Origin of the sequence: Croceivirga radicis, assembly GCF_002072105.2 — a bacterium.
Classification (GTDB): Bacteria; Bacteroidota; Bacteroidia; order Flavobacteriales; family Flavobacteriaceae; genus Croceivirga; species Croceivirga radicis.
In genome coordinates this window covers 154,310-163,177 of record NZ_MTBC01000009.1, presented here as the reverse complement: position 1 = coordinate 163,177, position 8,868 = coordinate 154,310, and the positions used below count along the sequence as shown (strand labels likewise).

Sequence of the window (8,868 nt, the reverse complement as noted above, 5' to 3'; positions counted from 1 at the left end):
ATCGTGACCGTTACCTTCTCCGATGGTACCAACACCGTTACCACTACGGCTACCGTTGCTGGTAATACCTGGACGGCCACGGATGCCGATATCTCCGGATTGGACAACGGTACCGTTACAGTGACCGCCGATGTTACGGACGTAGCCGGCAACCCGGCAACCGATAACGACCCGGTTACTTTGGACAATACCCTACCGACTATAGATATCACAACGCCTATCGAAGGTGATAACATCGTGAACGCAAGTGAGGATGGTGACGTGACCATTTCCGGTACCACTACGGATGTGGAGGACGGACAAATCGTGACCGTTACCTTCTCCGATGGTACCAACACCGTTACCACTACGGCTACCGTTTCTGGTAATACCTGGACGGCCACGGATGCCGATATCTCTGGATTGGACAACGGTATCATTACCGTGACCGCGGACGTGACCGACGTAGCCGGCAACCCGGCAACCGATAACGACCCGGTTACTTTGGACAATACCTTACCGACCATCGATATCGATTTGCCTATCGAAGGCGATAACATCGTGAACGCCAGTGAGGATAACGACGTGACCATTTCCGGTACCACTACGGATGTGGAGGACGGACAGATCGTGACCGTGACCTTCTCCGATGGAACCAACACCGTTACCACTACGGCTACCGTTGCTGGTAACACGTGGACGGCAACCGATGCCGATATCTCAGGATTGGACAATGGTACCATTACCGTGACCGCGGACGTGACCGACGTAGCCGGCAACCCGGCCACCGATAACGACCCGATTACTTTGGACAATAACACTCCAGAAGTAGATAGTTTTAGCACTATAGACATTACGCCTATTTTAACCGGTCTAGGAGATGCCAATGAACAATTAACCATTGAATTAGACACGGATGGAGATGGAACTATAGATGTTACCTATATAGTAACAACAGATAGTTCTGGTAATTGGAGTATTGATACTGGCAATGCTACACCAGTAAGTGGCACCTTCCCTACTCTAGGAGATGAAGATATAATTGATATAACCGCTACGGATAATGCAGGCAATAGCAATACCGGTATAGTAACTATTTCTGTAGATACTGATGGTGACGGATTAAACAACAACGAAGAGATAACTCTTGGTACCGATCCTAATAATCCAGACTCTGATGGTGACGGTATTAACGACGGACAAGAAGTATTAGATGGCACAAATCCTTTAGATGATTGTGACTCTGTAAGCGGTACGCCTCTTGAATCGAGTGATTGTGATGCCGATGGACTAACCAATGCAGAGGAAGCTAATTTAGGTACAGACCCTTTTAATGCCGATACCGACAATGATGGATTGTTAGATAGTGAAGAAGTTGGTCTAGATACTGATCCGCTAAATCCGGACACGGATGGTGACGGTATAAATGACGGTCAAGAAGTATTGGACAATACCAATCCATTAGAAGATTGTGATTCTGTTGATGGCACACCGCTTGGAGTCAGCGATTGTGATGCCGATGGATTAACCAATGCTGAAGAAGCAAATCTTGGTACCGATCCTGAAAACCCAGATACTGATGGAGATGGTATAAGTGACGGTCAGGAAGTAATTGATGAAACCGACCCACTAGATGGTTGTAATAGTTCTGGTGGTACACCACCTGCAGGTTCTGCTTGTGATATTGAAATTGAATCCGATTTGATGAACCCAACTTTAGGACAAAACACCTTTAGAATCATCAACATTGAACAGTTCCCTAACAATACTGTTGAAATATTTAATAGATGGGGGGTTAAAGTGTTCAGTGCAAAAGGATATGACAACGATAGTAATTCATTCCAAGGAATTTCTAATGGAAGAGTTACCATCCAAGCCAATGAAGAACTACCTGCAGGCGTGTATTATTACATCATCAATTATGAAAATGACGGCAGCGCTAGAAGTCGCACTGGATACCTATACCTTAACAGATAAAAAAGTTCCCTTAAGCATAAACAGCATGAAAAAAATAAATTTAGCAATAGCAATAACCTTTCTTATAATGCAAGGTTTATGGGCCCAACAAGATGCCCAATACACACAATACATGTATAACACAATTTCTATAAATCCAGCCTATGCCGGCAATAGAGGTGTGTTTAGTATAGCAGCCCTTCATCGTTCTCAATGGGTGGGTCTAGATGGTGCCCCCAACACACAAACTCTTAACCTACACTCCCCTGTTTCTGAGCGGGTTGGCCTAGGATTCTCCGTGGTAAATGATGAAATTGGAAATGGCACCAACCAGGATACCTATTTTGATGCTTCGGCCTCATATACGATACCTGTATCTTATGAAGGAAAATTGTCTTTTGGATTAAAGGCTGGCGGCCACATTTTAAATATCGATTTTAATAAACTTAGGGTTTATGACCCATCAACAGATCCAGGTAACGAACCAGTAATAGACAATAAGTTTTCACCTAATTTTGGTGCTGGAGTGTTTTACCATACGGATCGCTTTTATTCCGGGCTTTCTATACCAAATTTTCTACAAACAGAACATTTTGATAATGAAGCAGAGAGTACTTCTTATGTAGCTACGGAAAGAATGAATTTATACTTTATTACTGGATATGTGTTTGATATTGGTGCCAGAACTAAGTTTAAACCAGCTTTTTTGTTTAAAGCGGTTAAGGGTGCACCTTTACAGGCAGATATTTCGGCTAATTTTCTATTTAACAATAAATTTTATGCCGGTGCAGCCTATCGTTGGGATGCCGCGGTCAGTGCTTTAGCAGGTTTTCAGTTGTCTGACCAATTAATGCTCGGTTTGGCATATGACAAAGAAACTACAGATTTAGGCAGCCAACGTTTCAATGATGGCTCTTTTGAAGTATTTTTAAGGTATGAATTTAGAAACAAGATTCAGAAAGTAATTACACCAAGATTCTTTTAAGTAGCACAATATGAAAATTAACCACTATAACATACTAGCAGCATTTCTACTGACTTGCTTTTTTGGAAATGCACAAAAAACATCCTTGAAAAAGGCTGATAAAAAGTACAACTCTTTCGCCTATGTAAACGCAATAGATTCCTATGAAGACTTAGTAGCTAAAGGGTATACTAACGAAGAAGTGCTGAAAAAGTTGGGGAATTCTAATTATTTAATTGCTAATTATGACGAAGCTGCAAAATGGTATGGCCAGCTCATAAAGCAAGAAACTTTTGATAACGACCCAGAGTATATCTATAGATATGCGGTAAGTCTTAAGTCTCTTGAACAATATGAAGAATCCAATCAATGGATGGAAAAGTTTTATAGCTTAAAAGAAAATGATCTTAGAGCTAAAAACTTTGAAAACAACAGAGATTATTTAAAAGAAATTGGAAACAGGGCAGGTACTTTCAAAATTGAGAAAGTAGGTTTTAATTCAAAGGAAAGTGATTTTTCTCCAGCATTTTATGGTGAAGAAGTGCTATTTGCTTCGGCAAGGGACACGGGTATGGTTACCAAATACACGCACTCTTGGAACACAAGACCGTTCTTGGATATTTATAGAACTGGGGGCAATCAAAAAGAAGGGCCCGAAAAACTAAGCAGAAATATTAATAAAAAGACTCATGAATCATCACCAGTACTAAGTAATGACGGGCAAACGCTATATTTTACACGTAATAATAGTAAAAACGGTGGTTTTGCAAAAGATGACGAAGGTGTAAGTAGACTTAAAATATACAGCGCTACATTAAGAGATGGTGAATGGAAAAATGTAAAGGTATTACCGTTTAATGGGGATGATTTTTCTACCGCCCACCCTACCTTGAGTCCAGATGGAAAATGGTTGTATTTTGCTTCTAACCGAGAAGGTACTTATGGAGATTCAGATATTTACAAGGTAGCCATCTTGGAGAACGGCAATTTTGGGGAACCTATAAACCTAGGTCCTAAAATTAACACCGAAAGCTCAGAAACCTACCCCTATTTTGGAAAAGACGGTGTGCTCTATTTTGCTTCTAATGGCCATCCAGGCATAGGAGGTTTAGACCTATTTGCCGTGAAAGTGGAAAACGAAGAATTCAGTAATATCATCAATTTAGCAATGCCCATAAATAGTGTAGAAGATGACTTTTCTATGATTATTGATGCGGAATCCGGAAAAGGTTATTTTGCTTCTAACCGCAGTGGTGGTATGGGTAGTGATGATATTTATGCCATACAACAAGTAAAACCGTTAGAATTTAGCTGTGGCAAAGAACTTATTGTAAAAGTCATAGATATAGAAAACGGTAATTATTTAAATGCAGCAAACGTAGAAATATCTGGGGAGCGTAATTTTAGTGCGGTTACGGAACAAGAAGGCTATATAACTTTTGATCCTAAATGTGGTGCTGCAAATCTTGATATTTTAGCACAAAAAGAAGGTTACGAACAAGGGGCTGCAACTTATAGTATTACTGATGAAGAAAAGCAAGAAATTACTATTTCCCTAAAACCATTGGTAGTCTTGCCAAAGTCTGGGGACAATCTACTAGCTTATTTAAATTTAGAGAATATATTATTCGATTTGGATAAATATAATCTAACAGTAGATGCAATTACCAAGTTAGATAAAGCGGTTCAATTTCTAAAAGACAATCCTACCGTAAATCTGCAAATACGTTCCTACACAGATGCCTTGGCCAGCAAAGCATACAATATTAAATTATCTGAAAACAGAGCAAAGACTACTAGGCAGTATCTTGTTGATCAGGGTATTAATGCCCAAAGGCTGAGCATCAACTTCTATGGCGAAGAAAATCTAGTAAATGATTGTACGGTTTGGAGCAATTGCTCTAAGGAAGAGAATCATAAAAACAGACGATCAGAGTTAATTGTAATGGAATAATCCTTCAACGGTTCAAACCTTTAAACAAGCTCCTTTTCAAAGTAAAAAGTGTGGTATTTTTGTAACACAATTACTACTATGGAAAGGAGCTTTTATACTATAGCCAAAACAAGTCTAATACTCGTCTATCTAGTTATCGTTGCCGGTGCCGTTGTACGTATGACGGGTAGCGGTATGGGATGCCCAGATTGGCCCAAATGTTTTGGTTATTACATACCACCCACAGATATTGAAACTCTGGAATGGCAGCCCAATAGAGATTTCAAAAAAGGGCAAGTAATTATTGTACAAGAAACCCTACAAGTTGCTAAAACTAATTTTAGGACCAATACTACTTTTAATAGTGCAAATTGGGCACCATATACCAAACATGATTATGCTAAATTTAATGTTTGGCACACTTGGATAGAATATATAAATAGATTGGTGGGTGCCTTAGCTGGTTTGGCCACTTTAGTAATGGCGGTTATATCTTTTAGGTTTTGGAAACGCCGTAAAAAAATCACCTTTTTATCTTGGTTTATTGTTTTGGGCATGGGGTTCCAAGCATGGTTGGGCGCCACGGTGGTGTATTCATTACTAGCCCCGGTTAGGATTACACTACATATGTTAATGGCCCTAGTAATTGTGGGCGCCATTCTTTATGTAATGCATATGGTTTCTGACAATAAAGACAACATTGTATTTGGCAAAACCTTTAAATCTCTTGTTCTATTTTCCTTATTATTAACTTTTGTACAAGTTGCATTGGGTACCCAAGTAAGACAGTATGTAGACGAACAAGCTAAACTTATGGGAGAATATGCCAAGGATCAATGGTTGCTCTCTCCTACCCTTAACTTTTACATACACCGTTCATTTTCTATCCTTGTTTTAATAATTAACGCGGCCATATACTGGCAAACTAAAAAAAACAACTGGAAATTACCAGCTACTAGCTGGATTATGGTACTTATTGGGTTTGAGGTTTTAAGTGGAATTTTAATGTATTATGTGGATTTTCCCTTTGGGAGCCAACCGGTACACCTTGTGTTGGCTTCTATACTTTTTGGACTTCAATTTTATCTGTTTTTAAAAGTCTATTCACCTAAGATGGCAAAGAATTCTTTGTAACTTTACCCCCTTGAAAATTTTAAGGGATGATATATAAAATCAGGATAATCCTAGATGCCGAAGAGGATATTTTTAGAGACTTAGAGATTGAACATGAAGTTACTTTAGAGAGTTTCCATAATGCAATTACGCAAGCATTTGGCTTTCTTGGAGACCAAATGGCATCTTTTTACACCTGTGACGAAGAATGGAACCAAGATGAGGAAATAGCGCTTTTTGACATGAGCGAAAATGGTTCTGACATTAGGTTAATGAACGAGACTGCTTTAGATGATGTCCTAACAGAAGACAACCCTAAACTTATATACGTATATGACTTTTTTAGCATGTGGACGTTCTTTATAGAATTGGCAGACATTGTTGATAAAGAAGACGGGCGTTCTTATCCTAACGTGCTGTTTAGTTTTGGAGAATTGCCAGACTCACCTCCTGAAAAGAGTTTCGAATCTGAAAAGTCTGTAGATTTTGATGATTCTTTTGGCAGTTATGACGACTTGGATTTTGACGAAAATTGGAATTAATTTCCTTTTAACCATAACATTTATTGTACACTAACAACTTATGATCAATTTATATTCTGCTCAAATAGAAAGTATTTCTTTGCACCGTGTAGGCAATAAAAGTAGAAACGAACCCATTTTTTTATCGGAAAGACCCCATAAATTAAATGATGAAATCTCTGCTCTATTAAAAGAGTATTTCTTTAAACCTTTTCGTGAAAAAGAAGAAAATTATTTTCGATTTAGTAATGAGGTAGATGTTGAGTTTAACGAAATATACAAGGCAGCTGTTGCCATCTTTGAAGACCCAAGTAGAACGCACCAACAGTCCAAAACAATTACCACCCATTTATTTGACCAATCTAATCACCCACATATAAAAAATGGAGAAGTTTATATTGCCCACTTTACAGATGTGGTGTTGGATAATCAGAAAATGGACGCCATTGGTATCTTTAAAAGTGAATTAAAGCATGATTTTCTTGAGTTTGAAGAAAACCAGCAAAATTTGGACATTGTTATTAGGCAAGGAATAAACATAAACAAGTTAGATAAGGGTTGCCTTATTTTTAATCAAGAAAAAGAAGAGGGGTTTAAAGTATTAAGTGTAGATAGCAACCGCTATGATGCCAAATATTGGATAGAAAACTTTTTAGGGCTATCGCCTCTTACAGATGAAAATTTTTACACCAAAAACTACTTGAAATTTTGCCAGAATTTTGCCAAAGATGTTGTTTTACCGGCAGAGGATAAGCAGCAAGAAGTTTTATTCATGAACCGTGCGGTAAACCATTTTGCCAAGAACGATAATTTTGAAGAAACCAGTTTTTTAAATGAGGTTATGGATAACCCAGAACTTATCCCGGAATTTAAGCACTACAAGGTAGAAAAGGGCCCAAAATATAGTATTGAGGACGTAAGCAATTTTGATATTGCCAATAAAGCGGTGAGCGATGCGCGTAAAAAAATCAAAAACGTAATTAACCTAGATACCAATATCCAGATTAAAATGGATTTTATTAACCCAGAATCTGCAGAAAAATTTGTAGAGAAAGGGTGGGACGAAGAAAGGCAAATGTATTATTACTTGGTCTATTTTAATAAGGAGCAAAAGAGCTAAAAACTTTGAAAAAAGCGGTTTTATTTCTATGATTTAAAACCGCTTTTCCATTATCTGTTTCATACTAACATCCTCATAGTTACGCTTTACAAATTCAAGGGCCGTTGCCAATACCTGTCCCATTTTTTTACACTTTTTAAACTCTACATCGTGGGTAAATTCATAAAGTTCAGACTGTAATCTAGCCACATTATCGGGTATGGAAATAGTATCTGTTTTGGCTATGTTTACCAATCGTTTAATACGGTTTCCAGAACTTAAAATACGTTTGGCAACAATAGACCTTTCCTCTATCTTATACTGTTCAACACTATAGTTTTGCAACTTTTTAGTTACCAAATCTACCATAGCATTGTTTTCTTTAAAAAATTGCGGTAGATACACCTTGAACTTACCTTCAAAACATTGTTGGTCAAAATCTATGGCCCGGATTCTATAGACTACATGATCAAAATCATGCACCGGAACAATAACATAATTATAAGAACGCATATCTCCCAGTAAGCGAATCATACAACGTTCATTGAATTTCACAAATTCTTTTGCCAATTGCGCCTTTTGAGATTCGGTACATTTGGGTAAATTTTCCTTTATAAACTCATCTCCGGGAATACCGGCTATATGCTCTTCTATAAGAGTATCTTTATACACTAAAAAGTTTAGGTTATAAGGAGACAACATATGCTCCAGTTCTAAGCCGTAGACCCTAGAAGCATCTGTCTTTTTTACGTAAAAATGGGTGTAATTATCGTTTAATATATTTCTAACTTTAATTCTAAAAGGCTTAGAATTACCAAAAGTACAGTAATCAATTGCATCAATATTCAAATAATCTAAAATACGTTCACTACCATCTGAATGTAAAATAGAGTAAACTTTTTTAAGACTTAAATCAATCTCTTCCCTTTCAAATTCTGAATAATAAACCCGTACCCAAAGGGTATCATTTCCTTCTCTATCCTCTACCGCTATGGAACCAGAAAAACGTAGTAAATCTTCATAAAAAATGGGTATTTCAATTTTTCTACTGTATTTTCCCAAGTAGGCATCTAACTTGGCATTTACAGGAAAAGCTGGCTTTTTTTTAGACATCAATTTTTCGTCGGACATTACTTACATTTTGTCTAAAGGTACAAAACCGCTTAAAAATCACGCCCAATTCGTAACAACATTAAATCTCGGTTTTAACCACTAATCCCTCTCCTTTACAACATAAATCTGCACAGTCCATTGTTTGGTGTTTTTTTTGGTAACGTATAACTAATCTCCAAATACAAACATG

General features: G+C 37.8%; 7 protein-coding genes. 6 read left to right on the top strand and 1 reads right to left on the bottom strand.

Features of this window, described 5'->3' with window-relative positions; translation table 11 throughout:
• From BUL40_RS13275 to BUL40_RS13250, 6 genes are all read left to right on the top strand, one after another.
• On the top strand, positions 1–1,956 hold a 1,956-nt coding region (locus BUL40_RS13275), incomplete at its 5' end, for a T9SS type B sorting domain-containing protein (protein ID WP_176465486.1).
• Positions 1,957–1,981: 25 nt separating this feature from the next.
• The gene (locus tag BUL40_RS13270) at positions 1,982–2,920 is read left to right on the top strand and encodes a PorP/SprF family type IX secretion system membrane protein (protein ID WP_010517598.1); all 939 of its coding nucleotides are present in this window, start codon (positions 1,982–1,984) and stop codon (positions 2,918–2,920) included.
• 85 nt (positions 2,921–3,005) lie between these two features.
• Complete coding sequence (locus BUL40_RS13265; RefSeq protein ID WP_176465485.1) at positions 3,006–4,853, top strand: OmpA family protein; 1,848 nt, start codon at positions 3,006–3,008, stop codon at positions 4,851–4,853.
• Between the two features lie 78 nt (positions 4,854–4,931).
• Positions 4,932–5,966 carry a COX15/CtaA family protein gene (locus BUL40_RS13260; RefSeq protein WP_080319635.1) on the top strand — a complete coding sequence of 345 codons (1,035 nt, stop codon included), beginning with the start codon at positions 4,932–4,934 and terminating at the stop codon, positions 5,964–5,966.
• Between the two features lie 26 nt (positions 5,967–5,992).
• Positions 5,993–6,487, top strand: a complete 495-nt coding sequence (locus BUL40_RS13255) for an IS1096 element passenger TnpR family protein (protein ID WP_080319634.1) — start codon at positions 5,993–5,995, stop codon at positions 6,485–6,487.
• A gap of 40 nt (positions 6,488–6,527) precedes the next feature.
• Complete coding sequence (locus BUL40_RS13250) at positions 6,528–7,586, top strand: nucleoid-associated protein (protein WP_010517592.1); 1,059 nt, start codon at positions 6,528–6,530, stop codon at positions 7,584–7,586.
• A 33-nt stretch (positions 7,587–7,619) separates the two neighbouring features.
• On the opposite strand, the gene BUL40_RS13245 is transcribed toward BUL40_RS13250, so the two are convergent.
• Positions 7,620–8,696 (bottom strand): hypothetical protein, encoded by a 1,077-nt coding sequence (locus BUL40_RS13245; protein WP_080319633.1) that lies wholly within the window; start codon positions 8,694–8,696, stop codon positions 7,620–7,622.
• Positions 8,697–8,868 lie beyond the last annotated feature (172 nt).